26 protein-coding genes are annotated in these 25,126 nt (G+C 60.4%); 21 read left to right on the forward strand and 5 right to left on the reverse strand.

What is annotated here, in order from left to right:
• Nucleotide 1 precedes the first annotated feature (1 nt).
• The 4 genes from J5276_RS02145 to J5276_RS02160 form a co-directional block, all read right to left on the reverse strand.
• Nucleotides 2-931, reverse strand: a complete 930-nt coding sequence (locus J5276_RS02145; protein WP_003513933.1) for a response regulator — start codon at nucleotides 929-931, stop codon at nucleotides 2-4.
• Nucleotides 928-4,323: an ATP-binding protein gene (locus J5276_RS02150; protein WP_112154309.1), complete on the reverse strand. Its 3,396-nt coding sequence runs from the start codon at nucleotides 4,321-4,323 to the stop codon at nucleotides 928-930. The genes J5276_RS02145 and J5276_RS02150 overlap by 4 nt, the downstream gene beginning before the upstream one ends.
• 43 nt (nucleotides 4,324-4,366) lie before the next feature.
• Complete coding sequence (locus J5276_RS02155) at nucleotides 4,367-5,137, reverse strand: SDR family oxidoreductase (RefSeq protein WP_112154308.1); 771 nt, start codon at nucleotides 5,135-5,137, stop codon at nucleotides 4,367-4,369.
• 218 nt (nucleotides 5,138-5,355) lie between these two features.
• Nucleotides 5,356-6,390 carry a glutamine synthetase beta-grasp domain-containing protein gene (locus J5276_RS02160; RefSeq protein ID WP_003510168.1) on the reverse strand — a complete coding sequence of 345 codons (1,035 nt, stop codon included), beginning with the start codon at nucleotides 6,388-6,390 and terminating at the stop codon, nucleotides 5,356-5,358.
• Nucleotides 6,391-6,871: 481 nt separating this feature from the next.
• Here J5276_RS02160 and J5276_RS02165 point away from each other — a divergent pair, with 481 nt between their 5' ends.
• From J5276_RS02165 to J5276_RS02265, 21 genes are all read left to right on the forward strand, one after another.
• Entirely contained in the window at nucleotides 6,872-7,078 is a 207-nt protein-coding gene (locus J5276_RS02165) for a DUF2735 domain-containing protein (protein ID WP_162632864.1), read from the forward strand.
• Nucleotides 7,079-7,421: 343 nt separating this feature from the next.
• Nucleotides 7,422-8,711, forward strand: coding sequence for an urea ABC transporter substrate-binding protein (gene urtA / locus J5276_RS02170; protein WP_111784103.1), 1,290 nt, complete (start codon nucleotides 7,422-7,424; stop codon nucleotides 8,709-8,711).
• A gap of 273 nt (nucleotides 8,712-8,984) precedes the next feature.
• Nucleotides 8,985-10,598: an urea ABC transporter permease subunit UrtB gene (gene urtB, locus J5276_RS02175; RefSeq protein WP_025594332.1), complete on the forward strand. Its 1,614-nt coding sequence runs from the start codon at nucleotides 8,985-8,987 to the stop codon at nucleotides 10,596-10,598.
• Entirely contained in the window at nucleotides 10,595-11,773 is a 1,179-nt protein-coding gene (urtC, locus tag J5276_RS02180; RefSeq protein WP_003513919.1) for an urea ABC transporter permease subunit UrtC, read from the forward strand. The genes urtB and urtC overlap by 4 nt, the downstream gene beginning before the upstream one ends.
• A gap of 7 nt (nucleotides 11,774-11,780) precedes the next feature.
• Complete coding sequence (gene urtD, locus J5276_RS02185; RefSeq protein WP_003513917.1) at nucleotides 11,781-12,542, forward strand: urea ABC transporter ATP-binding protein UrtD; 762 nt, start codon at nucleotides 11,781-11,783, stop codon at nucleotides 12,540-12,542.
• Nucleotides 12,543-12,749: 207 nt separating this feature from the next.
• Nucleotides 12,750-13,445 (forward strand): urea ABC transporter ATP-binding subunit UrtE, encoded by a 696-nt coding sequence (gene urtE, locus J5276_RS02190; RefSeq protein WP_112154307.1) that lies wholly within the window; start codon nucleotides 12,750-12,752, stop codon nucleotides 13,443-13,445.
• Between the two features lie 255 nt (nucleotides 13,446-13,700).
• Nucleotides 13,701-14,954 carry a PHB depolymerase family esterase gene (locus J5276_RS02195; protein ID WP_065702617.1) on the forward strand — a complete coding sequence of 418 codons (1,254 nt, stop codon included), beginning with the start codon at nucleotides 13,701-13,703 and terminating at the stop codon, nucleotides 14,952-14,954.
• Nucleotides 14,861-15,712 carry an urease accessory protein UreD gene (locus tag J5276_RS02200; RefSeq protein ID WP_003513912.1) on the forward strand — a complete coding sequence of 284 codons (852 nt, stop codon included), beginning with the start codon at nucleotides 14,861-14,863 and terminating at the stop codon, nucleotides 15,710-15,712. Before J5276_RS02195 ends, J5276_RS02200 begins: the two co-directional genes overlap by 94 nt.
• A 109-nt stretch (nucleotides 15,713-15,821) precedes the next feature.
• Nucleotides 15,822-16,124 carry an urease subunit gamma gene (locus J5276_RS02205; protein ID WP_003513909.1) on the forward strand — a complete coding sequence of 101 codons (303 nt, stop codon included), beginning with the start codon at nucleotides 15,822-15,824 and terminating at the stop codon, nucleotides 16,122-16,124.
• Between the two features lie 10 nt (nucleotides 16,125-16,134).
• Complete coding sequence (locus tag J5276_RS02210; protein WP_112154306.1) at nucleotides 16,135-16,392, forward strand: DUF1272 domain-containing protein; 258 nt, start codon at nucleotides 16,135-16,137, stop codon at nucleotides 16,390-16,392.
• A gap of 20 nt (nucleotides 16,393-16,412) precedes the next feature.
• Nucleotides 16,413-16,718 carry an urease subunit beta gene (locus tag J5276_RS02215; RefSeq protein WP_003491734.1) on the forward strand — a complete coding sequence of 102 codons (306 nt, stop codon included), beginning with the start codon at nucleotides 16,413-16,415 and terminating at the stop codon, nucleotides 16,716-16,718.
• 1 nt (nucleotide 16,719) lies between these two features.
• Nucleotides 16,720-17,076, forward strand: coding sequence for a GFA family protein (locus J5276_RS02220; protein ID WP_112154305.1), 357 nt, complete (start codon nucleotides 16,720-16,722; stop codon nucleotides 17,074-17,076).
• 9 nt (nucleotides 17,077-17,085) lie between these two features.
• On the forward strand, nucleotides 17,086-17,496 hold the full coding sequence (locus J5276_RS02225) for a lysozyme inhibitor LprI family protein (RefSeq protein WP_003513903.1): 411 nt from the start codon (nucleotides 17,086-17,088) through the stop codon (nucleotides 17,494-17,496).
• 5 nt (nucleotides 17,497-17,501) lie between these two features.
• A complete protein-coding gene (locus J5276_RS02230) occupies nucleotides 17,502-18,146 on the forward strand; it encodes a Urease operon accessory protein (RefSeq protein ID WP_162632865.1) in 645 nt (214 codons plus the stop codon).
• Between the two features lie 4 nt (nucleotides 18,147-18,150).
• Nucleotides 18,151-19,860 carry an urease subunit alpha gene (gene ureC / locus J5276_RS02235; protein WP_013636712.1) on the forward strand — a complete coding sequence of 570 codons (1,710 nt, stop codon included), beginning with the start codon at nucleotides 18,151-18,153 and terminating at the stop codon, nucleotides 19,858-19,860.
• Between the two features lie 9 nt (nucleotides 19,861-19,869).
• On the forward strand, nucleotides 19,870-20,538 hold the full coding sequence (locus J5276_RS02240) for a TIGR02117 family protein (RefSeq protein WP_162632866.1): 669 nt from the start codon (nucleotides 19,870-19,872) through the stop codon (nucleotides 20,536-20,538).
• 168 nt (nucleotides 20,539-20,706) lie between these two features.
• The gene (locus tag J5276_RS02245; RefSeq protein WP_111790616.1) at nucleotides 20,707-21,243 is read left to right on the forward strand and encodes a peroxiredoxin; all 537 of its coding nucleotides are present in this window, start codon (nucleotides 20,707-20,709) and stop codon (nucleotides 21,241-21,243) included.
• 150 nt (nucleotides 21,244-21,393) lie between these two features.
• Nucleotides 21,394-21,888, forward strand: coding sequence for an urease accessory protein UreE (gene ureE / locus J5276_RS02250; RefSeq protein WP_038492924.1), 495 nt, complete (start codon nucleotides 21,394-21,396; stop codon nucleotides 21,886-21,888).
• Between the two features lie 3 nt (nucleotides 21,889-21,891).
• Nucleotides 21,892-22,563, forward strand: coding sequence for an urease accessory protein UreF (locus J5276_RS02255; RefSeq protein ID WP_162632867.1), 672 nt, complete (start codon nucleotides 21,892-21,894; stop codon nucleotides 22,561-22,563).
• 106 nt (nucleotides 22,564-22,669) lie between these two features.
• Nucleotides 22,670-23,281, forward strand: coding sequence for an urease accessory protein UreG (ureG, locus tag J5276_RS02260; protein ID WP_013636707.1), 612 nt, complete (start codon nucleotides 22,670-22,672; stop codon nucleotides 23,279-23,281).
• A gap of 3 nt (nucleotides 23,282-23,284) precedes the next feature.
• On the forward strand, nucleotides 23,285-24,109 hold the full coding sequence (locus tag J5276_RS02265; protein ID WP_112154303.1) for an MBL fold metallo-hydrolase: 825 nt from the start codon (nucleotides 23,285-23,287) through the stop codon (nucleotides 24,107-24,109).
• Nucleotides 24,110-24,183: 74 nt separating this feature from the next.
• On the opposite strand, the gene J5276_RS02270 is transcribed toward J5276_RS02265, so the two are convergent.
• Complete coding sequence (locus J5276_RS02270) at nucleotides 24,184-24,873, reverse strand: Crp/Fnr family transcriptional regulator (protein ID WP_019565122.1); 690 nt, start codon at nucleotides 24,871-24,873, stop codon at nucleotides 24,184-24,186.
• Between the last annotated feature and the right edge of the window lie 253 nt (nucleotides 24,874-25,126).

Consider the following 25,126-nt stretch of genomic DNA (forward strand, 5'->3'; position numbering starts at 1 on the left):
GTCACCCCTGATGCAAAATATGCGCGGCCTTGACGGCGGCGGAGGCGCGGTTTTCGACACCGAGTTTGACGTAGATCTGTTCCAGATGTTTGTTTACGGTTCTGGCGGAAAGGCCGAGAATATCGCCGATATCGCGGTTGGATTTGCCTTTGGCAATCCACAGCAGAACTTCCGATTCCCGCGTTGTCAGGGCAAAGTGGTCCTTTAGCAGGTGGTCGTCGGATTTCTCGTTGGCGGCTGTCAGACGGAAGAGATATTCGTCCGGTCCCATTGCGCCGAGGAAGGAGAGCTGCAAAGCGGGCCGCCCGGCCTCGGTGATCGTCAGCGGTGCATCGCGGGCGGAATCCACTGTTGTCCTGTCGGCCAGCCAGCCGGAAATATGGGTAACGACAATCTCCAGCCCATCATCACGGCCGGTGGCGGCGTTGACCAGCCGGGTTGCCTGTGGTGTGGACCAGTGGATCGCGCCGTTGGCGCGCACGGCAAGCAGGTGGCGTCCGGCGGCATCAAGCGCCACGCGGGCGCTCTGCGCCGAGCGGGCATTGGAGAGATGCACACGGATACGGGCGCGCAGCTCATCGATGTTGATCGGCTTGGTCAGATAGTCGACACCGCCGGATTCGAGCGCCCGCACCACATGTTCGGTTTCCGTCAGCCCGGTCATGAAGATGACAGGCACCTGGGCCACGGCGGCGTTGGCCTTCAGGCGGCGGCAGGTTTCGAAACCGTCCATGGCCGGCATGACCGCATCGAGCAGGATGATATCGGGCGTGATGCGTTCGGCAATGTTGAGCGCGGCCTGACCGGATGTGGCGATCAGCGCCGAAAAGCCTGACTGTTCCAGCGCATCGGTGAGGAACCCCAGCGCTTCCGGGCTGTCATCCACCAGCAATACAATGTCTCTCGGCAGTGCTGCGCCTTGCCCGCTCATGCCTTGCCGTCTCCCCTGTCGTTCTCTTCAAACCGCTTTAGAAAATGGGCGTAACCGGCCAGATCGAAGGCCTGCACATAGGTGCCAAGCTCTTGCGTGAAGGGCAGGTTGTCCGTGTTGCGGGCGAGATCGGCGAGTTTCGCCTCTATGCCGCGTATGTAGCCTATTTCGCCGAGCCTCTGCAAATCCTTGATATGAATTGCGCCGGGATGAACGATCTGCGCCGGCGGCTGGGGGATGGGTGCCGGGGGAAGGTCGGTATCGTAAATCCATTTCAGGCCGAGATGCACCGCAAGCCTGTCGCACAGGTGGCGGATGTCGACCGGCTTGGCGATGGCGTCGTTGTGATTGTCTTCTCCGGCACCCGCTACGGTGCCGTCACCGATATTGGCCGAGAGCATGATGAGCGGAGCCGTCTGGCCTGCTTCACGCAACTTCGTCACAAGCTGCCAGCCGGACATTCCGGGCATGGAGATATCGATGAGAAAGAGGTCGGGCTGCACGCCTTCGATGAGTGTCAGGCATTCCGGTCCGCTCTGGGCGGTCAGCACCACGAAATCGAGCGGCGAAAGCACCTGCCGCATCAGCTCGCGGTGATCCTCGTTATCATCAACCACCACGATGGTGCGGCGTGGGCCGGAATAGGAGCGAATGGTTTTTTCCGGCGCAGGTGCGGTACTTGGCCGGTGCACGGCCGATAGCATGAGACGGACGCGGAAGGTGGAGCCGTTGTCCTTTTCGCTGGAGACGGAAATCTCGCCGCCCAGCGTGTTGGTCAGAAGCCTCGTGATGGTGAGGCCGAGGCCAAGGCCCGGCATGGGGCGCACGCTTTCGGCCTCGCCGCGCTGAAAAGGCTCGTAGATGCGGGCAAGATCTTTTTCGGCAATGCCGCGCCCGGTATCCGACACCGTGAAGCTCGCCACCTGGCTGCGATAGGCGACATCGAAGGTGACGCTGCCCTCGTCGGTGAACTTGATGGCGTTGGAGAGCAGGTTGACGAGGATCTGGCGCAGACGCTTTTCATCCGTGCGGACATATTGCGGCAGGGAATGGGCGCGTTCATGCCGGAATTCCAGACCCTTGGCCTGCGCCTGCGGGCGAAACATATCGACGATCTGGTCGAGGAAATCCTGAATATTGATCTCGTTGGAATAGACCTGCAGGCGGCCAGCCTCGATCTTGGAAATATCCAGAAGCCCGTCGATCAGGCCGGAGAGATGGTCGGCGGAACGGCGAATGACCTTGATGGCCGATTGCCGCGGCGCGGGAATGGTCTCATCGCGTTCGAGGATCTGGGCGTAGCCCAAAACAGCGTTGAGCGGCGTGCGCAATTCGTGGCTGAGGCCGACCACGTAGCGGCTCTTGGCGCGGTTGGCGGCCTCAGCCGTTTCCTTGGCGTCCTGAAGGGCGGCGTCAGTCTTCTTGTGTGCGGCGATTTCCTTCAACAGCAGCGTGTTCTGGCGTGAGGATTCCTCTTCCGCGACCACCCGGCTGTCATGGGCAAGAACCAGAAACCAGCAGACGATGCCGGCAATGACGGCAAAGACGAAAAATACGATGAGGATGGTGCGGTTGACCACGTCAGCCGTTGCCGGCGAGGCGGTGCCGACCTGATGGGCGATGAGCGCCAATATGCCGCCAATGGCGGTGACGGCGATGGCCGCCGCCATGCCATAACGTCCGAGCCGTGTGGCGAGTTTTGCCACCAGTTGGTGGGGCAGGAAAGATTTTGCGACCGTCGCGACCTGATAGTTGAGTTTGGCCTTCGGCTTGCACATGTCATGGCAGCGGCTGTCCAGCGAGCAGCAGAGCGAACAGATCGGCGCCGCATAGGCTGGACACCATGCCATGTCTTCCGGCTCGAACGGGTGTTCGCAGATGGAGCAGGTGATGGCGCTCAGCTCGCGCCATTTCTGGCGCGGCTTGCGGGCCAGATAGAATTTGCCCTTCGTGCCCCAGGCGATCAGCGGCGAGGCGATGAAGGCGACGATGAGGGTGAGATAGGGCGCAAGCGAGGCAGCGAGTGCGCCGAAGGTGCCGAAATGCGCCATCAGCGCAATGGTGGCCGAAAGCGCCATGGAGCCGACGCCGACGGGATTGATATCGTAGAGATGGGCGCGCTTGAACTCGATGCCCGGTGGGGCAAGGCCGAGCGGCTTGTTGATGAACAGATCGGCCGAGATGGTGCAGAGCCAGGCCATGGCAACGATGGAAAAAATGCCGAGCGTTTCTTCCAGCAGGCGATAGATGCCGAGTTCCATCAACAGCAGCGCGATCACTACGTTGAAGACCAGCCAGACCACGCGGCCGGGGTGGCTGTGGGTGAGGCGGGAAAAGAAGTTGGACCAGGCGAGCGAGCCCGCATAGGCGTTCATGACGTTGATCTTCAACTGCGAGACCACCACGAAGGCGACCATCAGCAGCATGGCCGCCGTATGGTTGGGGATCATGTAGCCGAAGGCGGTCAGGTACATCTGGGCCGGATCGGCGGCGCGGTCCACCGAGACGCCGGAACTGAAGGTCAAGACCACGAGGAAGGAACCGGCCAGCAGCTTCGGCACGCCGACGACGACCCAGCCAGCACCGGCCAGAAAGACCGCGATGCGATGGCGCAGGCGGCTCTGTCCCTCGGCGGGCAGGAAGCGCAGGAAATCCACCTGTTCGCCGATCTGCGACATCAGCGCGAGGATGACGGCAGACGCCGCGCCGAATTCCACCAGATTGAAATGGGCCACGGTGCCCGGCGGACCGGAGGCGTGATGAATGCCGGAAAACGCCCGCCACAGGTCGTATTTTTCCCAGTCCATCAAAGCGATGAAGATGAAGGGCAATACGTTCAGCACGATCCAGAAGGGCTGGGTGATGATCTGGAAACGGCTGATGAGGCGCACGCCATGGGTGACGAGCGGAATGACCATGACGGCGGAGATGATGTAGCCGATCCACAGCGGAATGCCGAGCGCCAGCTCCAGCGCGCCGGACATGATCGACGCCTCGATGGCGAAGAGCATGAAGGTGAAGGCGGCGTAGATCAGCGAGGTGATGGTGGAGCCGATGTAACCGAAGCTCGCGCCGCGTGTCAGGAGATCGATATCGACGCCGTGACGGATGGCGTAACGGCTGATCGGCAGGCCGACGGCAAGCATGGCAATGGCCGCGACGATGATGGCGTAAAAGGCGTTGGTGGTGCCGTATGACAGCGTGATCGCGCCGCCGATCGCTTCCAGCGCCAGAAAGGAAATAGCGCCGATGGCGGTGTGGGAGATGCGGTTGGACGAAAATTGCCGGGCGCTTTTGGCGGTGAAGCGCAGCGCATAATCTTCCAGCGTCTGGTTGGCGACCCAGCGGTTATATTCGCGCCTGACGGGGATGATGCGTTGCCGTGCGGCCATGCCTAGGATCCAGCCCCTTTCCGCAAAAGGTGTTTTGCCATTCTCACAGCCGCACCGACATGCCGCCATCCACCGTCAGCACATGGCCGTTGACGAAGGAGGAGGCGTCGCTGGCCAGAAACAGGGCTGCACCGGCGATTTCATCCGGTCTGCCCCAGCGTTCCAGCGGCACGCGCAGTTTGGCGAATGCGACCATGTCAGGGTTTTCGGCAAGGGCCGCATTGGTTTCCGTGGCGAACATGCCGGGTGCAATGGCGTTGCTGGTGATGCCGCGCGCGCCATATTCGACAGCGATTGCGCGCATCAGCCCGGTCAGCCCCTGCTTGGCAACGGGATAGATCGCATCGCCCGGCCTGACGATGTGGCCGAGAATGGAGGTGATGGTGATGATGCGGCCGTAACCGTTGGAATTCATGGCTTGCGCGGCATCTCGCGACAGCGAGACAGAGGAGGTGAGGTCGGTGCGGATAAGCTCCAGCACGTCCTCGTCGCTGAATTCGGAAAGCGGGCGGCGGTCGCGTGCGCCGACATTGTTGACGAGGATATCGAGATGGCCGAATTCGTCCATGATGCGGTGGACGAGGGCAGTTCCGGCGGCGGTATCGGCAATGTCGAAAGCGGCATAATCGGCTTTTCCGCCGGCTTGCCGAAGTGTGCCTGCTGCCTGTTTCAGCGCCTCGGCGTTACGGCCGGTCAGCCACACATGGGCGCCAGCCTCGGCAAAGGCCCTGGCGATTTCGAAACCGAGGCCGCGGCCGCTGCCCGTGATGATGGCGATGCGGTTTTCGAGAGAGAATTTTTTGAGAATGCCCATCGCTCACCTTCTTGCTTTAGAGCATCGGACCGAAAACCGTGTCGCGGTTTCGGAAAAGCCGATGCGGTTGGTCAAAGCCACGCAACGTCTTCGAGTTTGCGCATAGGCAAGAATATTCCACGCAGGGCAGAGGGCGAAAAGTCGCCTGTCCGGTCCGGCCGTTCGGTGGACATAAAAATGGCGTCGCCCGGTTGCGGGCGACGCCATTTCTTGGGTTATCAGGCAGCAGCCGACTTTGCGAGCGGCACTTCTGCAATCGTCTTCAGAACGACGGAAGCGATCTGGTAAGGGCAGCCCTGCGAGTTCGGACGACGGTCTTCGAGGTAACCACGGTAACCGTTGTTGACGAAGGAGTGCGGAACGCGGATCGAGGCGCCACGGTCGGCAACGCCGTAGGAGAACTTGTTCCACGGAGCGGTTTCGTGCTTGCCGGTCAGGCGCAGGTGGTTGTCCGGACCGTAAACGTCGATGTGCTCCTGCCAGTTCTTGGCGAAAGCGGCCATGAGGGCTTCGAAATACTCCTTGCCGCCAACTTCACGCATGAACTTGGTGGAGAAGTTGCAATGCATGCCCGAACCGTTCCAGTCGGTATCGCCGAGCGGCTTGCAATGGAATTCGACGTCGATGCCGTACTGTTCGCAAAGACGCAGCAGCAGGTAACGGGCGATCCAGATCTGGTCGGCGGCGCGCTTGGAGCCCTTGCCGAATACCTGGAATTCCCACTGGCCCTTGGCCACTTCGGCATTGATGCCTTCGTGGTTGATGCCGGCTTCGAGGCAGAGGTCGAGATGTTCTTCAACGATTTCGCGGGCAACCGAGCCGACGTTCTTGAAGCCGACGCCGGTGTAATACGGACCCTGCGGAGCCGGGTAACCCTGCTCGGGGAAGCCGAGCGGGCGGCCGTCCTGGTAGAAGAAATATTCCTGTTCGAAGCCGAACCATGCGTCCTCGTCGTCGAGGATGGTCGCGCGGCTGTTCGATGCATGCGGGGTGACGCCGTCAGGCATCATGACTTCGCACATGACCAGTACGCCGTTGGTGCGGGCCGGATCGGGATAGATCGCGACGGGCTTCAGCACGCAATCCGAAGAGTGGCCTTCGGCCTGCTGCGTGGACGAGCCATCAAAACCCCAAAGCGGCAGCTGCTCGAGCGTCGGGAATTCATCGAATTCCTTGACCTGTGTCTTGCCGCGCAGGTTGGGGACCGGCTTATAACCGTCAAGCCAGATGTACTCGAGTTTGAACTTAGTCATTACGAACCTCTCATAGGTAACAATGCGAAGCCTTGAGGCTTGCCGTGGCTTTCGCCACCGGAAGCACATTCGCGTTCAAGGGCTGGCCATATAGATGCATGCCGCGTGCCAGATTGGCGATGTTTTGCGAATTCTTCGAAAAATCTTTCAGGCATGCTCAGGGCCGAGGGGGCTGCTATGGCCATTAACCGCTCATGCTGCACTGCGGCAAATAAATCGAACCCTAATGTTTCGTCAGTGATTCCTAACAGATAGCGGGTGGCATGGCTCAAAATGCCCTGTTGCGGTGCAATGTTTTCGATTGCGAACGACGGATCGGCATTTGCCCCAAAAACCGGCGCTTCCGGAATGGTTTTTCTTGCTGAATGACCATTTAATGCCTATATTTTTCGCAACGTGATTTTTTTTTAATCAGATGGAGCTAAACCAGAGCTAACGGGTTTGCTTCACAATCAAAGTGCTTCGATGCAAACAAAGTGAGATGTTCGATATGGCAACTGGCTTTTATCGTGAAACGGCAACGATCTTTCAATTTCCGGTCGGCGGACGCGCGGGGCTCTCAAAGTTCCGTAACATCGGGCTGAGCGATCTGGAGCGCGAGGCACGTCAGCCGCATGTCGATTTCGGCTCCTGGTATCATGACGATGCGATCCGCGACGAAGAGCGGGACGACAAGCCGCACGCCTGATGTGAAGCGTTGCTGATCGTTTCTTCTCCCCTGCCGGGGAGAAGGTGGCGCGAAGCGCCGGATTAAGGGACGACTTCTCAGTCTGCCTCCGACCTCGCACCCTCGACCCGCTGCTGCTCTCGTCTTGCCTGCCGGAGAAGAAGCAAGTTGAAACGCCAGGTTTCACATCGGTTGCCCCGGCCGGGATTTCCCTCTCCCCAACACCCCCTGCAGCTTTCGCCACCCCGCCTACGTCAATTGACGTATACGGTTTCTTGCCCGCGAGATCGATAGTCCCTTCCAGCAGCGGTCAACGATGCCGCTGAAGCCCCGTGAGGGCTAAACAAGGAGAGGGGTTCTTCCGATGACATTCCGCAAGACGCTTAGCGCCGCGCTGCTCGGCGCAATCATGTCCACCACCGCCTTCCATGGCGCATTTGCCGCCGACGATACGATCAAGGTAGGCGTGCTGCATTCTCTTTCCGGCACCATGGCGATTTCAGAGACGACGCTGAAGGACGCCATGCTGATGCTCATCGACGAGCAGAACAAGAAGGGCGGCGTTCTCGGCAAGAAGCTCGAAGCCGTCGTGGTCGACCCGGCCTCCGACTGGCCGCTGTTTGCCGAAAAGGCCCGCCAGCTGATTTCGCAGGACAAGGTCGCCGCCGTTTTCGGTTGCTGGACATCTTCGTCGCGCAAATCCGTGCTGCCGGTTTTCGAAGAGCTGAATTCCCTGCTGTTCTACCCGGTGCAGTATGAGGGTGAAGAATCCTCCCGCAACATCGTCTACACGGGTGCAGCGCCTAACCAGCAGGCCATTCCGGCCGTCGATTATCTCGCCAAGACCGAAGGCGTCGAGCGCTGGGTTCTGGCCGGTACCGACTATGTCTACCCGCAGACCACAAACAAGATCCTGAAGGCCTACCTGATGTCGAAGGGCGTCAAGGAAGACGACATCATGATCAACTACACCCCGTTCGGCCAGTCCGACTGGCAGACGATCGTGTCCGACATCAAGAAGTTCGGCTCGGCCGGCAAGAAGACCGCCGTTGTCTCCACCATCAATGGTGACGCCAACGTGCCCTTCTACAAGGAGCTGGCGAACCAGGGTATCAAGGCTGAGGACATTCCGGTCGTCGCCTTCTCGGTCGGTGAAGAAGAGCTTGCCGGTCTCGATACCGCGCCGCTGGTCGGCCACCTTGCCGCCTGGAACTACTTCCAGTCTGTCGATACCGAGGTCAACGCCGAATTCATCAAAACCTGGCATGCGTTTACCAAGAACGACAAGCGCGTGACGAACGACCCGATGGAAGCCGCCTATATCGGTTTCAACGCCTGGGTTAAGGCCGTCGAAACCGCAGGCACGACCGATACGGACGCGGTTCTTGACAGCATCATCGGCGTTTCCGTGCCGAACCTTTCTGGCGGTTACTCCACCGTCATGCCGAACCATCACATCACCAAGCCGGTGCTGATCGGTGAAATCCAGGCCGATGGGCAGTTCGAAATCGTGCAGCAGACGCCACAGGTCGTGGGTGACGAATGGTCGGATTATCTCCCTGACTCGAAGGATCTGATTTCGGATTGGCGCAAGCCGATGTCCTGCGGCAACTTCAACGTCGCCACGGGCAAGTGCGGCGGCAAGGGTAGCTGATAGGGGTTAGTGGTTTCCGCCCCCTCGTTGGGGGCGGTTTTATCATTCGAAACTGAACAAGCATGCCCCCCTCTGCCCCGCCGGGCATCTCCCCCACAGGTGGGGAGATCGACTCGCGGCAAGGCTCCGCCCTTTCTCATCTGTAGAGACAGAGCGACGCAGGCGCGTCTTGCCGATCTCCCTCCTTGTGGGGGAGATGCCCGGCAGGGAAGAGGGGGGTAAGCCACTTACTCATCGCCAGATAAAATACACCGCCGCTCCAAGGAACCCGACATGACGATCCGATCTTTTCTCGGAGCCATCTTCCTCTGGCTCACCCTGGGGATCGCCGCCCAGTCCCTCGCGCAGAGCGATCCGAAGGCGCTGATCGACCAGCTCGGCACGGCTGACTTCAAGCAGGCCGAAACATTGATCGGCCAGATTGCTGCCACCGGCGACGCGCGGGTGGTGCCGGCGCTTGAGGCTTTTGCATCAGGCGATCTTTACGTGCGCAAGGCCGACAATCTGGTGTTCATGACCAAGCCGTCGGGTTCCAATTTCACACTCATCGATCCGCTGACCGGCGAAAGTGCTGGCGAAGCGCCGAAGGCGGCGGTTACCAAGATCAGGGTCAACAACAATCTGCGTCGCGTCATCCGCGCCGCGATGGGCGGCCTGACGTTGCTCAGTCCGGAACGCTCGGTGCGGCTTTCCGCCGCCGATGCGGTTCTGAAAGCCCCCAGTGCCGAAAATCTGGAATTGCTGGAAGCGGCCATATCCAAGGAAACCGACAAAGAGGTGCGGACGCGGATGGAGGAGGCGCGGGCTGTCTCGCTGCTTTCCTCCGACCGCCCCCTTGAGGTGAAGAAAGAAGCGATCGCCACCATCAAGGCGCTTGGCGGGCGCGATGCGATCAGCATTCTGATGGCGGCGACGCCCACGGTTGATCCGAGCCTGAAGCCGGATGTGGACGAGGCGATTTCCAGCATCGAGAGTTCCCTTGCCTTCTGGGATTACGCACAGAATGTCTGGTACGGCCTGTCGCTCGGCTCGGTGCTGCTGCTGGCCGCCATCGGTCTTGCCATCACCTTCGGCGTCATGGGCATCATCAATATGGCGCATGGCGAGATGGTGATGATCGGCGCCTATTCCACCTTCATGGTGCAGGAGTTGATCCGCAGCCATTTCCCCGGCCTGTTCGACTGGTCACTGGCGATTGCCCTGCCGGCCGCCTTTCTGGTCACAGCCTGCGTCGGCCTCATCATGGAGCGCGGCGTCATCCGCTATCTCTACGGGCGACCGCTGGAAACGCTGCTCGCCACCTGGGGTATCTCGCTGATCCTGCAACAGGGCGTGCGTTCCATCTTCGGCCCGACCAACCGTGAGGTCGGCAGCCCGAGCTGGATGTCCGGCTCGTTCAGCGTTGGTTACCTCAACTTCACCTGGAACCGCGTGTGGATCGTCTGCTTCTCGCTTTCCGTCTTCTTCGCGCTGCTGGTGCTTTTGAAGCGCTCCGCCTTCGGCTTGCAGATGCGCGCTGTGACCCAGAACCGCCGCATGGCCTCTTCCATGGGCATCCGCACGCCCTGGGTGGATGCCTTCACCTTCGCGCTCGGTTCCGGCGTTGCCGGCCTTGCCGGGGTAGCGCTGTCGCAGATCGACAATGTCTCGCCCAATCTCGGCCAGAGCTACATCATCGACAGTTTCATGGTGGTGGTGTTCGGCGGGGTCGGCAATCTCTGGGGAACGCTCGTGGGTGCGCTGTCGCTCGGCGTGCTCAACAAGTTCCTTGAGCCGACGGTGGGCGCCGTGCTCGGCAAGATCCTCGTGCTCGTTCTCATCATCCTGTTCATCCAGAAGCGGCCGCGTGGTCTCTTCGCACTCAAGGGAAGGGCGATCGAAGCATGATTACCGGCTTCCTCCTGCGCGCGCTCGATCGCCGCATTTCCATCGCCATCGGCATCATCCTGGCCATCGCCGTGCTGGTGCCCGCCTCCAATCTGCTGTTGCCGGCTGACAGCGCGTTCCGCATCCCGACCTACATCATGTCGATGCTCGGCAAATATCTGGCCTATGCGCTGCTGGCGCTGGCGCTTGATCTGGTCTGGGGATATTGCGGCATTCTCTCGCTCGGCCACGCCGCCTTCTTCGCGCTCGGCGGTTATGCCATGGGCATGTATCTGATGCGGCAGATCGGCACGCGCGGTGTTTACGGCCATCCTGTGCTGCCTGACTTCATGGTGTTCCTCAACTGGAAGGAACTGCCGTGGTTCTGGCACGGCTTCGACATGTTCTGGTTTGCAGCACTGATGGTGCTGGTGGTGCCCGGCCTGCTCGCCTTCGTGTTCGGCTGGTTCGCCTTCCGCTCTCGCGTCAACGGCGTCTACCTCTCCATCATCACGCAGGCCATGACCTACGCCCTGCTGCTTGCCTTCTTCCGCAATGACATGGGTTTTGGCGGCAACAATGGTCTCACCGATTTCAAGGATATTCTCGGCTTTTCCGTGCAGGCGGATGGCACCCGTGCCGTGCTGTTTGCGATGACGGCCGTGATGCTGGCGCTTTCGCTGCTGATTGCATCCGGCATCGTCAATTCCAAATTCGGCAAGGTGCTGGTGGGCGTGCGCGATGCCGAAAGCCGGGTGCGCTTCCTCGGTTTCCGGGTGGAAAACATCAAGCTCTTTACCTTCGTCGTCTCGGCCATGATGGCGGGCATTGCCGGTGCGCTGTTCGTGCCGCAGGTGGGCATCATCAATCCCGGCGAATTCTCCCCCGCCAACTCCATCGAGGTGGTGGTTTGGACCGCAGTCGGCGGGCGCGGCACGCTGATCGGGCCGATCATCGGCGCGCTGCTGGTCAATGGCGGCAAGAGCTATTTCACTGGCGCTTTCCCCGAATTCTGGCTGTTTGCGCTGGGTGGGCTGTTCATCGCGGTGACGCTGTTCTTCCCCAAGGGCATCGTTGGCACCGTGCAGCATTATCTGGTCGGCCGGCGCGAAAAGCGTGTTGCGCGGGCGGCAAGTGCGGCCGGACAACCGGGCAATGACAGTGCTGCAACAGCGGCGCAACAGGCGGCGGAGTGAGGCTGATATGAACACGGTTTCCGAAAACAGAACCAAAAGCCTGCTTTATCTCGACGGTGTTTCCGTTTCCTTCGACGGGTTCAGGGCGCTCAATTCCCTGTCCTTCGTGGTGGAGCCGGGCGAGCTGCGGGCCATCATCGGTCCGAATGGCGCCGGCAAGACGACGATGATGGATATCATCACCGGCAAGACCCGGCCGGATACGGGCACGGTGCTGTTCGAAGACAGCATCGACCTCACGAAAAAGGACGAGGCGGACATTGCCCAGCTGGGCATCGGGCGTAAATTCCAGAAGCCAACGGTGTTTGAAAGCCATACCGTCTGGGACAATCTGGAACTGGCGTTGAACCGCAAACGCGGCGTCTTCGCCACGCTGTTCTACAGGCTGACAGCGGAGGACAAGGCGCGTATCGAGGAAATCCTCGCCACCGTGCGTCTCAGCCACCGCCGCGGCGATCTCGCGGCCAACCTCTCGCACGGCCAGAAACAGTGGCTGGAAATCGGCATGCTGCTCGCGCAGGAGCCGAAGCTGCTTCTGGTGGACGAGCCGGTGGCGGGCATGACGGATGCGGAGACGGCGGAAACTGCCGTACTCCTGAAGGAAATCGCCAAGACCCGCTCGGTCGTGGTGGTGGAGCACGACATGGGCTTCATCCGCGAGCTGGGCGTGAAGGTGACGTGTCTTGCCGAGGGCTCGGTGCTGGCCGAAGGGTCGATCGATTTTGTGTCCAGCGATCCGAAGGTGATCGAGAATTATCTGGGGCGGTGATGGAAGCGTCTGCGGCTTCACCCCCCTCTGCCCTGCCGGGCATCTCCCCCACAAGGGGGGAGATCGGCAAGCGGCTAACACCCTGCCCCAAGACCAGTAGGCGATGGGACGAGCGGGAACGGCATCTGATTTCCCTCCGTGTGGGGGAGATGCCCGGCAGGGCAGAGGGGGTAGCGCCGCCCACCAAAGCATCAATGGAGTTGCACCATGCTGAACGTCGAAAACATCAACCTCCACTATGGCGCAGCCCAAGCCCTGCGGGGCGTGTCTCTGAAAGCGGAGATGGGCAAGATCACCTGTGTTCTCGGCCGAAACGGCGTAGGCAAAAGCTCGTTGTTGCGCGCGGTCACCGGCCAGCATGCCATCAGTGGCGGGTCGATCAGCTTTGAAGGGGCAGCACTGGATGGGCTGGCACCTTACCACCGGGCCAAGCGCGGTGTCGGCTACGTGCCACAGGGGCGTGAAATCTTTCCGCTGCTCAGCGTGCAGGAAAACCTTGAAAGCGGTTATGCGCCGCTCCCGCGCAAGGAGCGTTTCATTCCCGACGATATTTTCAGCCTGTTTCCTGTGCTGCAATCCATGCTGGGCAGACGCGGCGGCGACCTGTCCGGTGGCCAGCAGCAGCAGCTCGCCATCGGCCGGGCGCTGGTGGCGAGGCCGAAAATCCTCGTTCTCGATGAGCCGACCGAAGGCATTCAGCCGTCGATCATCAAGGATATTGGCCGCGCAATCAAATATCTCAGGGATTCAACCGGTATGGCGATCCTGCTGGTCGAGCAATATCTGGATTTCTGCCGTGAGCTTGCCGACTATGTCTACATCATGGACCGGGGCGAAATTGTGCATGAGGGGCTTGCCGAAACGCTGGATACGCCCGAGGCGCGTCGCCATCTGACAGTATAAATCGAGACTAGAAGCCACGCACGCCGATCACGGTGTGCAAACGGCCGATTAATATTTTGAAAGTCTATGCGTGTCTGCATGGCTTTTATGCGCAATTTTAGCATTTCATTGAATAAACGCCTGTGATATTGGCAGCGAAAATGCTGCATGCGAGACACAGACGAAGTCTATTCGCACGCCGCGACAGTTGATCCCTTACATTCCACGCGCGTCCGACGTATCGTCGGGGAAACCGTGCCCAATAAAGGCGTGTCAATGCATCAAGACTTTGCCCTTGGCCGGGCTGCCCGGCTGTTCCGCTCCGCCCGTACCCTGTTTCTGGGTCTTGCGATCTGCGCGAGCGCGAGTGTCGCAGCGTCGGCCTCGACCTGCGGTCAGCTTGCTCAACCCGGCGTGGAACCGGGCAGGCATGATTTTTCCATTCTTTCCAGTGGTCAGAAACGCGAAGGCGTTTATTTCGTTCCATCCGCCTATGACGGAAAAAAACCGGTGCCTGTGGTGTTCGATTTCCACGGCTCCAACAGCAATCCGCACGGACAGCTGAACCGCAGCGGCTGGGACAAGCTTGCCGAGCGCGACGGCCTGATGGTGGTGGCGCTGGCGGGCAGCCTCAATGGCGAATTGCCCGGCACCCATGCCTGGAATGTTCCTGGTGTTACCACCCGTCCCGACGGGCTGGATGAGGTGAGCTTCATTCGCGATGCAATTGCCATGGTGAAAGGCAAGTTCTGCGTGGATGAGGAGCGCTTTTACGGTTCCGGGTATTCCGGCGGCGGGCGCATGCTGTCGCAATTCATCTGCAATGGCAGCGCGGATTTCACCGCTGCCGGCTTCGTTGCATCGTTGCGCGCGGGTTATCCGCTGGAGACCGAGGGCAAATGGGGACCGGATGCGGCAAGCTGCAAGCCGGCGCGGCCGATGTCGATCATCGCCTTTGCGGGTCTGAAGGATCCGGCCAATCCCTATCAGGGTGGTGGCAAGTCCTACTGGCAATATGGCGGCGAGACGGCGCTGAAACGCTGGGCGGAAATGGACGGCTGCAAGGGCGGCGCGAAAACCAGACCAGGCGAGAGCTTCACCGTCAATTCCTATGACGTCTGCAAGGGCGGGGCACGTATCCAGTCCTATGTCATCGACAATTGGGACCATGCCTGGCCGCGCGCCACCATGAAGGCGGAAGTGCTGGCAGCGTCGGCGGTCCTTACCCGCAAGCCGGGTGGCGAGCAGACGCCGAAGGCGGAACCCGCCGTGGAGCGCAAGATGCCCACAGGCGAAGTGACGCGCACGGTTGATGCGGCGGAAAGAATGTGGGATTTCTTCCGCAACACGGAAGGACAGATGGTGGTGGATGCCGTCGTCAAAAAAGATTGCGGCGCCAAGGCCGGGTCCGCTTCCGCAACCGTTTCGGAGACCGCGTGCAGCCAGAACAGCAAGCCATCCGCCCTTCCGGTCTCGAAGACGGCGAACCTGCCCGGCAGCAGCGCGCCCGTGGCAGAGGACGCATTGTAACCAAGGCTGTCGAAGGGCGCAGCCGGCTGGACCAATTGTTCCAGGAAGGTTGCGCCAAGATCCGCCTGCCGGATACGTTTTCCAACGAGATCGAGGCCATCCTCATCAACTCCTCCGGCGGATTGACCGGCGGAGATGAAATGGAATGGCAGGCTGTTGCCGGAGCCGGCACCTCGCTGGTGGTGACGACGCAGGCCTGCGAGAAGGTCTACAAGGCATCCTCCGGAACCGCCACCGTCACCGCCCGCGTTTCCGCAGGGCCGGGCGCCCGGTTGCACTGGCTGCCGCAGGAAACCATTCTTTTCGACCGGGCGTCGCTGACCCGCAGGCTGGAAGCCGATCTCGACGCAACCTCCGAATTCATTGCCGTCGAAGCCGTGCTGCTCGGGCGTCAGGCCATGGGCGAAGCGATGCAGCATGGCCTGTTCCGGGATCGTTGGCGCATTCGCCATGGCGGCCGGCTGGTACATGCCGAAGAGCTGCTGCTTGCGGGAGAAGTGGCGGAGCTGACTGCAAAACCTGCGGTGCTTGCCGGGCAGGTGGCCTTTGCCACGCTTCTTTATATCGGGCCTCTGGCCGAGGCGCTTTTGCCTAAAATCCGGGCTATTGCCGGGGAAAGCGGCGGCGCCAGCGAATGGCAGGGCAAGCTTGTCGTGCGCGTGTCCGCCGCGGACGGCTTCTCCCTTAGAAAAATACTTTTTCCGATCATTTCGCTCTTGCGAAACGGCGCGCCAGTGCCGAAAGTCTGGAATCTGTAAAGCTCCGGATCGCCCGCGACAGGCGACCTTCCGGGGTCTGTCAAACAAGTCGGATCGGCCCCCGAAACACTGTGTTTTGCGAGGCAGGTGCGAAAGCTGCGGGACGACGATGAACCTTACTCCGAGAGAAAAAGACAAGCTGCTGATTTCCATGGCCGCCATGGTGGCGCGCCGCCGGCTGGAGCGTGGCGTGAAGCTGAATTACCCGGAAGCGATTGCGCTGATTACCGATTTCGTTGTCGAGGGCGCCCGCGATGGTCGCGCGGTGGCCGACCTGATGGAAGCCGGCGCGCATGTCATTTCCCGCGATCAGGTTATGGAAGGCATCGCCGACATGATCCATGATGTGCAGGTGGAAGCAACATTTCCCGACGGCACCAAGCTTGTGACCGTTCACGAACCGATACGCTGAGGGGGACGATATGGCGCTGGAGCTTCGGCCCAATTGCGAATGCTGCGACCGTGATCTTGCCCCCGACAGTCGGGATGCGATGATCTGCTCGTTCGAATGCACCTTTTGCGCCGATTGCGCGACCGATGTGCTCAAAGGCGCCTGCCCGAATTGCGGCGGCGAGCTGGTTCGCAGGCCCATCCGCCCGGCGGCCAAACTCGTCAACAATCCGGCATCGAAGACACGGGTGCTGAAGGCTGAAGGCTGCGCGGCAGCCACCGCTGCTTGAGAGAGACAAAGGGGAGCACCATGAAACCAGGCGAAATCATTGCCGCAGAGGGCACCATCGAACTCAATGCCGGCCAGCCGACGGTGACGATCGAGGTGGCCAATACCGGTGACCGGCCGGTTCAGGTGGGCAGCCATTACCATTTCTTCGAGACCAATGCGGGTCTTGTCTTCGACCGCGATAAGGTGCGCGGCATGCGTCTCGACATTCCGGCTGGTACTGCGGTTCGTTTTGAACCCGGCCAGAAGCGGGAAGTGACGCTGGTGCCGCTTTCCGGCAAGCGTGAGGTTTACGGGTTTCGTCAACAGATCATGGGGAGGTTATGAGATGGCGACGGCACATTATCACGGAAGTTGCCAATGCGGCGACGTGAGCTTCGAGGTCGATGCCGATCTCGACCACACGGTCGTGTGCAATTGCTCGCGCTGCAAGCGCTTGGGCTCGACGCTTGCCTTTGCGCCGCGCGAAAAATTCACCCTGCTTTCCGGCGAAGACAAGCTGACGGAATATCTCTTCAACAAGCACAAGATCCATCATCTGTTCTGCGCCACCTGCGGCATTGAGAGTTTTGCCTATGCCGATGGGCCGGATGGGACGCCGATGGTGGCGGTGAATACTAATTGCCTTGATGGTGTCGATCCGCGTGCGCTGAAGCCGCAGGCTTTCGATGGCGCGGCTGCCTGAGTGATGGCCATGACTTTGAAAAAATTCTGTTTCGGTGCGGCTGTCCTGCTGTCTCTTGCGGCGTCTTCCGCATTTGCCGATGACGCGCCCGATTGCACCTCGCCGCAAACGCAGGCCGATATGACAATCTGCGCCGGCAAGGATTACGAAAAGGCTGACAAGCAGTTGAACGCCGCCTACCAGAAGGTTCGCAAGCAGCTTGCCGAGCGTGACAAGACGGCAGACGAAAGCGGCAAGGGTGCCGTGGATGCATTGGTTGCCGCCCAGCGTGCGTGGGTGGCGTTTCGCGATGCCAATTGTGATGCCTTCGGGTTTCAGGCGCGTGGCGGCACGATGGAGCCGATGCTGGTTTCCTCATGCCTGGCCGATATGAGCAACAAGCGCGCTGATGAATTGCGCCAGTTGTCCGAAGGTTTCTGAACGGTATGGGGCGGCGGATCATGATTGTCGGAAACGGAGAAATGCCGCAGGGCCTGGCTGATCTCATCGACCTTTCCGACATTGTCATCCGCTTCAACGATTGCCGTTCGCTGGGCGCTGGCGGCACCCGCACGGATGTGGTGGCCGTTTGCAACACCGGCCGGCCCGGCCGCGAGATGAGCGAAGGGGCCGCGTGGCGCGACAATGAGGGGGTGCAGCAGGCTTCCGCCATCTGGTCGGTGCGCGATCCCGCGAAATTTTCGCAGATGGAGCCGGATATCCGCGCTCGCTGGCCCGAACTGACCGATTTTTGTGCCGATTATACCGCCGGTTTCGCAGCATTAGCCGAAGATACCGGCAAGAGCCACCTCGTCATTCCGCGGGGGGTGCATGAGCGGCTTGATCACGCATTGCAGGTCTATGCGCCGGCCCCTTACGTCTGCCCGAGCACCGGGCTTTTGGCCATTGCCCATGTTCTGGAGACCGTGAGCGGCGGCGATGACGAGGTGGCGATTGCGGGCTTTGGTCATCAAGGCTGGAACGGGCATCCGTTTGCCGCCGAAAAACAGCTTGTAGAGGCCCTCACACACGAGGGCCGGCTGACACGAATTTCTCCCATATCGATTTTCTCCGCGTCCGAAGGAGCCTGAAACCATGCCTTACAAGATTTCCCGCGCCGCCTATGCCGGCATGTTCGGCCCGACCGTCGGCGACAAGGTGCGTCTTGCCGATACCGAACTCTTCATCGAGATCGAGAAGGACTACACGACCTATGGCGAGGAAGTGAAATTCGGCGGTGGCAAGGTCATTCGCGACGGCATGGGCCAGAGCCAGGCGACGCGGGCCGAGGGCGCTGTCGATACCGTCATCACCAACGTCGTCATCGTCGACCATAGCGGCATCTACAAAGCGGATGTGGGCCTGAAGAACGGGCGCATCCACGCCATCGGCAAGGCGGGCAACCCCGATACGCAGCCGGGCGTGACGATCATTGTCGGCCCTTCGACAGAGGCGATTGCCGGCGAAGGCAAGATTCTGACTGCCGGCGGCATGGATGCACATATCCATTTCATCTGCCCGCAGCAGATCGAAGAAGCGCTGATGAGCGGAGTTACCTGCATGCTGGGCGGCGGTTCCGGCCCCGCGCATGGCACGCTTGCCACCACTTGCACCGGCGCGTGGCACATCGAGCGGATGATCGAGAGCTTCGATGCTTTCCCGATGAACCTCGCATTGGCGGGCAAGGGCAATGCTTCGTTGCCCGCGCCGCTGGAAGAGATGATCCTTGCCGGTGCCTCATCGCTGAAGTTGCACGAAGACTGGGGCACGACGCCCGCCGCCATCGACAATTGCCTGACGGTGGCTGACGAATATGACGTGCAGGTGATGATCCACACCGATACGCTGAACGAGAGCGGTTTCGTGGAAGACACGGTTGCCGCCATCAAGGGCCGTACCATCCATGCCTTCCACACCGAAGGGGCAGGCGGCGGCCATGCGCCTGATATCATCAAGGTCTGCGGTAATCCGAACGTCATCCCGTCTTCCACCAACCCGACGCGGCCCTACACCATCAATACGCTGGCCGAACATCTGGATATGCTGATGGTGTGCCACCACCTGTCGTCGTCCATCCCTGAGGATATCGCGTTCGCCGAAAGCCGCATCCGCAAGGAAACCATCGCGGCGGAGGATATTCTCCACGATATCGGCGCGTTCTCGATCATTTCCTCCGACAGCCAGGCCATGGGCCGTGTCGGTGAAGTGGCGATCCGCACCTGGCAGACGGCTGACAAGATGAAGCGCCAGCGCGGCCGCCTGAAGGAAGAGACCGGCGAAAACGACAATTTCCGCGTCCGCCGTTACATCGCCAAATATACCATCAACCCGGCCATCGCGCAGGGCGTCAGCCATGAGATCGGCTCCATCGAAGTCGGCAAGCGTGCCGATCTGGTGTTGTGGAACCCGGCATTCTTCGGCGTGAAGCCGGAAATGGTGTTGCTCGGCGGTTCCATCGCCGCGGCACCGATGGGCGATCCGAATGCCTCCATTCCCACGCCGCAGCCGATGCATTACCGCCCGATGTTTGCCGCCTATGGCAAGCTGCGCACCAATTCCTCGGTTACATTTGTCAGTCAGGCGTCGCTGGATGCCGGCCTTGCAGGGCGTCTTGGTGTTGCCAAGAAGCTGATGGCGGTGAAGAACGTGCGCGGCGGTATTTCCAAGGCCTCGATGATCCACAATTCGCTGACCCCGCATATCGAGGTTGACCCGGAAACGTATGAGGTGCGCGCCGATGGCGAGCTTCTGACCTGTGAACCGGCGACGGTGCTGCCGATGGCGCAGCGTTATTTCCTGTTCTGACGGCGTTTCGTGGTGAGATTTATCACAAGGTGGATCGGCGGTGGCCTGCTGCTGATCATCCTGCTTCTTGTGCTCGGCAACGTCGTGCCGCGACCCTTTTTTGCCGATGAAACAAGCGGCGTGAGGGATCGCGAGATATTGCTGTTATCCAATCCGATCCATACCGATATCGCCCTGCCTGTTGATGACGATCTGCGTCGGGTCTTTTCCGAATTGCAGGAGGGCGGTATCGCGGTCAACCATCCGGCTGCTGCCTATCTGGTGTTCGGCTGGGGTGGCCGGTCGTTTTACATACAGACGCCGACATGGGCCGACCTGAAGCCGATGCCAGTCGTGCGCTCTCTGACACTCGACCAGTCTGTGATGCATGTGGATGTGACTGGGGATTTTCCCGCCGACCTTGCCGGGGTGAAGCGCCTTCGCATTTCCGAAGCGGGATATCAGCGACTTGTGGCGGGCATTCGTGCGAGCTTCCTGCGGGACAATGACAAAGTTCAGCTTATACCCGGTGCTTCCTACAGCCTGACGGATGGATTTTTCGAGGCGAATGGCTGGTTCAATGCGCTGGCCGGCTGCAACACGTGGTCTGCCGCCATGCTGCGGCAAGCCGGCATTCGCACCGGCTGGTGGACACCGTTGCCGCCACTGTTGCGCTGGTCGGTAGCGCTGCACAATTGATCTTCCCGCGGTGCGACGTTTCGTTGATTTGACGTCTGGTAATCCGATTTTTATGCTGCACCGCAGCGCATCTTGCGCTAAAGAAACGGCAAAAGAATTCCGTGCGGATCGGTCCCAAGCGATCCGTGCAAAACGCCAGAAAATTGAAGACAGATCAGGAGACAAGACATGCTCGGCAAAAAAGTGCCCGCCGTTATCTTCCGCACGCGTGTTCGCGACGAGGCCGTTGGTGGCCCCAACCCTTTCCGTTGGCAGGACATGACCTCCGACGACTACTTCAAGGGCAAAAAGGTCGTTCTTTTCTCGCTGCCCGGCGCTTTCACGCCGACTTGCTCGACCTACCAGCTTCCCGATTTCGAAAAGCTCGCGGGCGAATTCCGCGCGCTCGGCGTCGATGAAATCTATTGCCTGTCGGTCAACGACGCCTTCGTGATGAATGCCTGGGCAAAGGGCCAGAACCTCGAAAACGTCAAGGTCATTCCTGACGGTTCGGGCGAGTTCACCCGCAAGATGGGCATGCTGGTCGCCAAGGACAATCTCGGTTTCGGCATGCGCTCCTGGCGTTACGCCGCCGTCATCAACGACGGTCTGGTGGAGCAGTGGTTTGAGGAAGAGGGCTATTGCGACAATAGCGATACCGACCCTTACGGCGTTTCCTCGCCGCAGAACATTCTGGAAAACCTGAAGAGCCGCGCTGCGGCCTGATTGCGGTTTGCTTTTTTTGACAAGGCCCGGCAGCGATGCCGGGCTTTTTCGTTTTCCGAGATGCGTTCGACCTGAAAACACGCCTTGAAATCGGCCGGTCTATCCGTCAACAATCGGAACCCCAAGACTGTTTCTGAAATGGATCATCCCATGCTGCGCGTCACGTCCTATCACCCCGCCGGAACTCCAGCCGACGAACCTTCCGGTTATGTCACTCTCGCGCATGACCAGCGACATCTGCGCCGCAAACTTCTGCATTTGCAGAATGACGAGATGGTGATGTTGGATTTGAAGGAAGCTGTACTGTTTGCCCATGGCGACCTGCTGGTGGTGGAGAACGGTGATCTGGTGGAGGTTCGCGCTGCGGACGAAAAGCTGTTCGAAATCAAGGCGAAGGACCGTCTTCACCTGATCGAGCTTGCCTGGCATCTGGGCAACCGGCACCTTTCGGCGCAGATCGAGGAGGAGCGTATTCTCATCCTGCGTGACCACGTGATCCGCGCGATGCTGGAAGGCCTTGGCGCAACAGTGCGTGATGTGGAAGAACCTTTCCAGCCGGCGCGCGGTGCTTACCACGCCCATGGCGGCCATTCCCACGGTCACGGGCACGGGCATGACCATGGTCACCATCACGACCATGGCTGAGGCATGAGCGAAGATCGCGGCGTTGCCGCGCTGCTGCGGCTCATGGCCTGGATGTCGCCGGCCTTTCCTGTCGGCGGCTTTTCCTACTCTGGCGGCCTTGAAAAGGCGGTCGAGGACCGGCGCGTCAGTGATGCCGCCGGTCTTTACGGCTGGGTGGAGGTGCTTCTGCGTTCCGGCAGTCTGTGGAACGATGCGGTATTTCTGGCTGATGCCTGGCGTAATGGAACGGACGCCGTCGCCCTGAGTGAAGCGGCGGATCTGGCTCGCGCGCTCGCCGGTTCTGCGGAGCGCTACCGCGAGACGGTGCTCCTCGGCGATGCCTTCGTTGCCGCCGCCGGCGCCTGGCCGCACGCGGTTCTTGAGCTGTTGCCGAAAGAGGTTCCTTATCCTGTTGCCATAGGTGCGGTGGCGGCAGGGCATGGCGTGCCGCTTCGGGAAACGGTTGCCGCATTCCTGCATGCCGGTGTCTCGCAGATCGTCTCCGCCGGTATCCGCCTCGGCGTCGCGGGGCAGAAGGATGGCGTTGCCATTCTCGCCGAAAGCGAGGCGTCGATCGGCGAAATGGCAGCACGGGCCGTGCAATCCACGCTCGACGATCTCGGCAGTGCCACTGTTATCGCCGACACCGCGACCATGCGGCACGAGATGCAGGGAACGCGGCTTTTCCGCTCCTGAATATCTCGCCGCAATGCAGCATTGCCGCCCTTGAAGCGGTCGTGCGAAGCGTTATGGTGGGACAACATCAAAGCATATTGAAGGGAACATGGTTGTGACATCGGGCATGAAATCGGGCAACGGTCCGCTGCGCGTCGGCATTGGCGGACCGGTCGGTTCCGGCAAGACCGCGCTGACGGAAAAGCTTTGCAAGGCGATGAGCGCCGATTACTCCGTCGCCGTCGTTACCAATGATATCTACACCAAGGAGGATGCGGAAGCGCTGGTGCGCATGCAGGCGCTGCCGTCCGAGCGTATCGTTGGAGTGGAGACGGGCGGATGTCCGCATACCGCCATCCGTGAGGATGCGACGATCAATCTGCAGGCGATTGCCGGTCTCAATGCGCGCTTTCCCGATCTCGATGTTGTCTTCATCGAATCCGGTGGCGACAATCTTGCGGCGACTTTCTCGCCCGATCTTGCCGATATCACCATCTATGTGATCTCCGTCTGTCAGGGCGAGGAAATTCCGCGCAAGGGCGGGCCGGGCATCACCCGCTCGGACCTGCTGGTCATCAACAAGAAAGACCTTGCCCCTTACGTCGGCGCTGATCTGACGGTGATGGACAGTGATGCCACCCGCATGCGCAATGCCATGCCTTTCGTCTTTACCGACATGAAGCGCGGCGAGGGTGTTGACCGCATCGTCGGTTTCCTGAAAGAGCAGGGCGGTCTCTGAGACATGACCACGCCCCTCCGTTTTGGTCCCTATGACGTTTCCCGTTTTGTCGATGGTGTCTACAAGGCGCCTGTCGGCCACCTCATCCACCGGCAGGGCGCGGATGCGCTGGCGGCGGCGCTTGCCGGGCATGAGGGCGAAAAGGTGGATATGGACGTCAACTGTTTTGTGCTGTCAGGGCCTGATGGTATTTCGCTGATAGACACCGGTTGCGGCACGGCCTGGGGGCCGACCTACGGCCATGCCCGTGCGGGGATGATTGCTGCTGGGATCCAGCCTGATGATGTCAGCCGAGTTATCCTCACCCATATTCACGGCGACCATGCGCTGGGACTTATCGAAGGCGACCGGCCTTATTTTCCCAATGCGGACATATGGGTGCCCGAGGCCGATCTTGCCTTTTTCACCAGCGAGGATGCGCGCAAGACATTGCCGCCTGCGCGGCAGGGCGCTTTCGATATTGCCGCCCGGCTGCTCGACATTTGTGGGGCCATGCTGCGGCCAATCCCAACTGGCAGGATTGCCGAGGGTATGGAAGCCATCGCCATGCCCGGCCATACGCCTGGCCATACCGGCTATCTCATCGGTAACGGCGATGACCGGCTGTTATTGTGGGGCGATGTGCTGCATGTGAGCGCGTTGCAGGCGGACGATCCGGGTATCGGTTTCGTCTATGATATCGATTCCGAAACTGCCTATTCGACACGTCTCGATGCGCTGACCCAGGTTGCCGATCACGGCTGGCTGGTTTCCGGCGGCCATCTTGGTGGGTTTTTCCGCGTCGAGCGAGAGGGCGATCGCTTCCGCTTCGTGCCGCAGCCGGTCTGATATCCTGCTCGACAAAAAATTAGAGGACGGGATACCCGTAGGCGTCCCGTCCTCTTCCTCTCCCCGGTACTTCTTCAAATCTGCTTCAGCGCCGCGACATCATTGACCTGCACGATGCGGCCTCGAACGGTGACGCCCGCCTTTTTCAGTGCGGAGAAAGCGCGCGACAGCGCTTCCGGCGCAAGGCCGAGCTTGCCGGCGAGCAGGCTTTTCTGGAACGGCAGACGCAGCGAAAAGGACGTAGCGTCGCGCGGCCCCTGATTGATCAGGTAATGGGCAACGCGTTGAGGCGCGGTTTGCAGCCGGTCGTTGGCAATGCAATCCATGGTGCCGAGCAGGCTGTTAGAGAGGCAGCGCATCACGGCCTTGGCGATTGCCGGTTCCTGATCTACAAGGCTGCGGATTCTTGCCAGTTCGAAACGCGCCACGGTGCAGCTTTCCGCCGCCTGCGCGCTGTAACGATAGCTGTCGCTGCCGAAGATCAGGCATTCGTTGAAGGTATCGCCCGGACCGCTGACACGCACATCCGCCTCGCGCCCGTGCCTGTCCAGCCGGTAAAGGCGGACATAGCCCGACAGCACACAGTAGAAATATTGCGCTGCCTCGCCTTCCTTGAAGAGTACATGGCGGGCATTGAGATTGGTGACGGTTGCCGCCTCCATCAATTTCAACGCCGCCGCTTCATCCGCAATCCCTATCAGGGGCACGCGCAGCAGAATGTTCCTGTCCCTGTTGCTCAGCTTTACGGTCTTGTTCACGTCCATCCGGCTCCCGCTCAAACCTTTTGCCGGGTTGTCCGAAGCGATACGAAACCGGGGATGTTCCTTTTCCCTCACGCCTATCTGAAAAGAGCTCATCGCATTATCCTTCGACCGGCAATTCCCGATGCGAGGGAGATTAGCAGTTCACCTGAAAAGCGAATTGATTTCGATCAAATGGGTTTGGCGTTGTTGTGCGGGGAGCAGGGAAATGTGGAGCGAGTGGGTGCGGCCTATCTCTTCTCCCCGGCGTGGAGAA

Origin of the sequence: Agrobacterium sp. S7/73, from assembly GCF_019355535.1 — a bacterium.
In the GTDB taxonomy this organism is placed as follows: Bacteria; Pseudomonadota; Alphaproteobacteria; order Rhizobiales; family Rhizobiaceae; genus Agrobacterium; species Agrobacterium tumefaciens.

What these genes read in the sequence shown, in the direction of transcription:
- J5276_RS02220 (WP_112154305.1), top strand. Translation starts at nt 16,720, where the DNA reads ATGGCGACGGCACATTATCACGGAAGTTGCCAATGCGGCGACGTGAGC.
- urtB (WP_025594332.1), top strand. Translation starts at nt 8,985, where the DNA reads ATGACGATCCGATCTTTTCTCGGAGCCATCTTCCTCTGGCTCACCCTG.
- J5276_RS02210 (WP_112154306.1), top strand. Translation starts at nt 16,135, where the DNA reads ATGGCGCTGGAGCTTCGGCCCAATTGCGAATGCTGCGACCGTGATCTT.
- J5276_RS02245 (WP_111790616.1), top strand. Translation starts at nt 20,707, where the DNA reads ATGCTCGGCAAAAAAGTGCCCGCCGTTATCTTCCGCACGCGTGTTCGC.
- J5276_RS02150 (WP_112154309.1), bottom strand. Translation starts at nt 4,323, where the DNA reads ATGGCCGCACGGCAACGCATCATCCCCGTCAGGCGCGAATATAACCGC.
- ureC (WP_013636712.1), top strand. Translation starts at nt 18,151, where the DNA reads ATGCCTTACAAGATTTCCCGCGCCGCCTATGCCGGCATGTTCGGCCCG.
- ureG (WP_013636707.1), top strand. Translation starts at nt 22,670, where the DNA reads ATGAAATCGGGCAACGGTCCGCTGCGCGTCGGCATTGGCGGACCGGTC.
- urtA (WP_111784103.1), top strand. Translation starts at nt 7,422, where the DNA reads ATGACATTCCGCAAGACGCTTAGCGCCGCGCTGCTCGGCGCAATCATG.
- J5276_RS02225 (WP_003513903.1), top strand. Translation starts at nt 17,086, where the DNA reads ATGACTTTGAAAAAATTCTGTTTCGGTGCGGCTGTCCTGCTGTCTCTT.
- J5276_RS02215 (WP_003491734.1), top strand. Translation starts at nt 16,413, where the DNA reads ATGAAACCAGGCGAAATCATTGCCGCAGAGGGCACCATCGAACTCAAT.
- urtE (WP_112154307.1), top strand. Translation starts at nt 12,750, where the DNA reads ATGCTGAACGTCGAAAACATCAACCTCCACTATGGCGCAGCCCAAGCC.
- urtD (WP_003513917.1), top strand. Translation starts at nt 11,781, where the DNA reads ATGAACACGGTTTCCGAAAACAGAACCAAAAGCCTGCTTTATCTCGAC.
- J5276_RS02270 (WP_019565122.1), bottom strand. Translation starts at nt 24,873, where the DNA reads ATGGACGTGAACAAGACCGTAAAGCTGAGCAACAGGGACAGGAACATT.
- urtC (WP_003513919.1), top strand. Translation starts at nt 10,595, where the DNA reads ATGATTACCGGCTTCCTCCTGCGCGCGCTCGATCGCCGCATTTCCATC.
- J5276_RS02155 (WP_112154308.1), bottom strand. Translation starts at nt 5,137, where the DNA reads ATGGGCATTCTCAAAAAATTCTCTCTCGAAAACCGCATCGCCATCATC.
- J5276_RS02265 (WP_112154303.1), top strand. Translation starts at nt 23,285, where the DNA reads ATGACCACGCCCCTCCGTTTTGGTCCCTATGACGTTTCCCGTTTTGTC.
- J5276_RS02205 (WP_003513909.1), top strand. Translation starts at nt 15,822, where the DNA reads ATGAACCTTACTCCGAGAGAAAAAGACAAGCTGCTGATTTCCATGGCC.
- J5276_RS02255 (WP_162632867.1), top strand. Translation starts at nt 21,892, where the DNA reads ATGAGCGAAGATCGCGGCGTTGCCGCGCTGCTGCGGCTCATGGCCTGG.
- J5276_RS02195 (WP_065702617.1), top strand. Translation starts at nt 13,701, where the DNA reads ATGCATCAAGACTTTGCCCTTGGCCGGGCTGCCCGGCTGTTCCGCTCC.
- J5276_RS02145 (WP_003513933.1), bottom strand. Translation starts at nt 931, where the DNA reads ATGAGCGGGCAAGGCGCAGCACTGCCGAGAGACATTGTATTGCTGGTG.
- J5276_RS02165 (WP_162632864.1), top strand. Translation starts at nt 6,872, where the DNA reads ATGTTCGATATGGCAACTGGCTTTTATCGTGAAACGGCAACGATCTTT.
- J5276_RS02160 (WP_003510168.1), bottom strand. Translation starts at nt 6,390, where the DNA reads ATGACTAAGTTCAAACTCGAGTACATCTGGCTTGACGGTTATAAGCCG.
- ureE (WP_038492924.1), top strand. Translation starts at nt 21,394, where the DNA reads ATGCTGCGCGTCACGTCCTATCACCCCGCCGGAACTCCAGCCGACGAA.
- J5276_RS02230 (WP_162632865.1), top strand. Translation starts at nt 17,502, where the DNA reads ATGGGGCGGCGGATCATGATTGTCGGAAACGGAGAAATGCCGCAGGGC.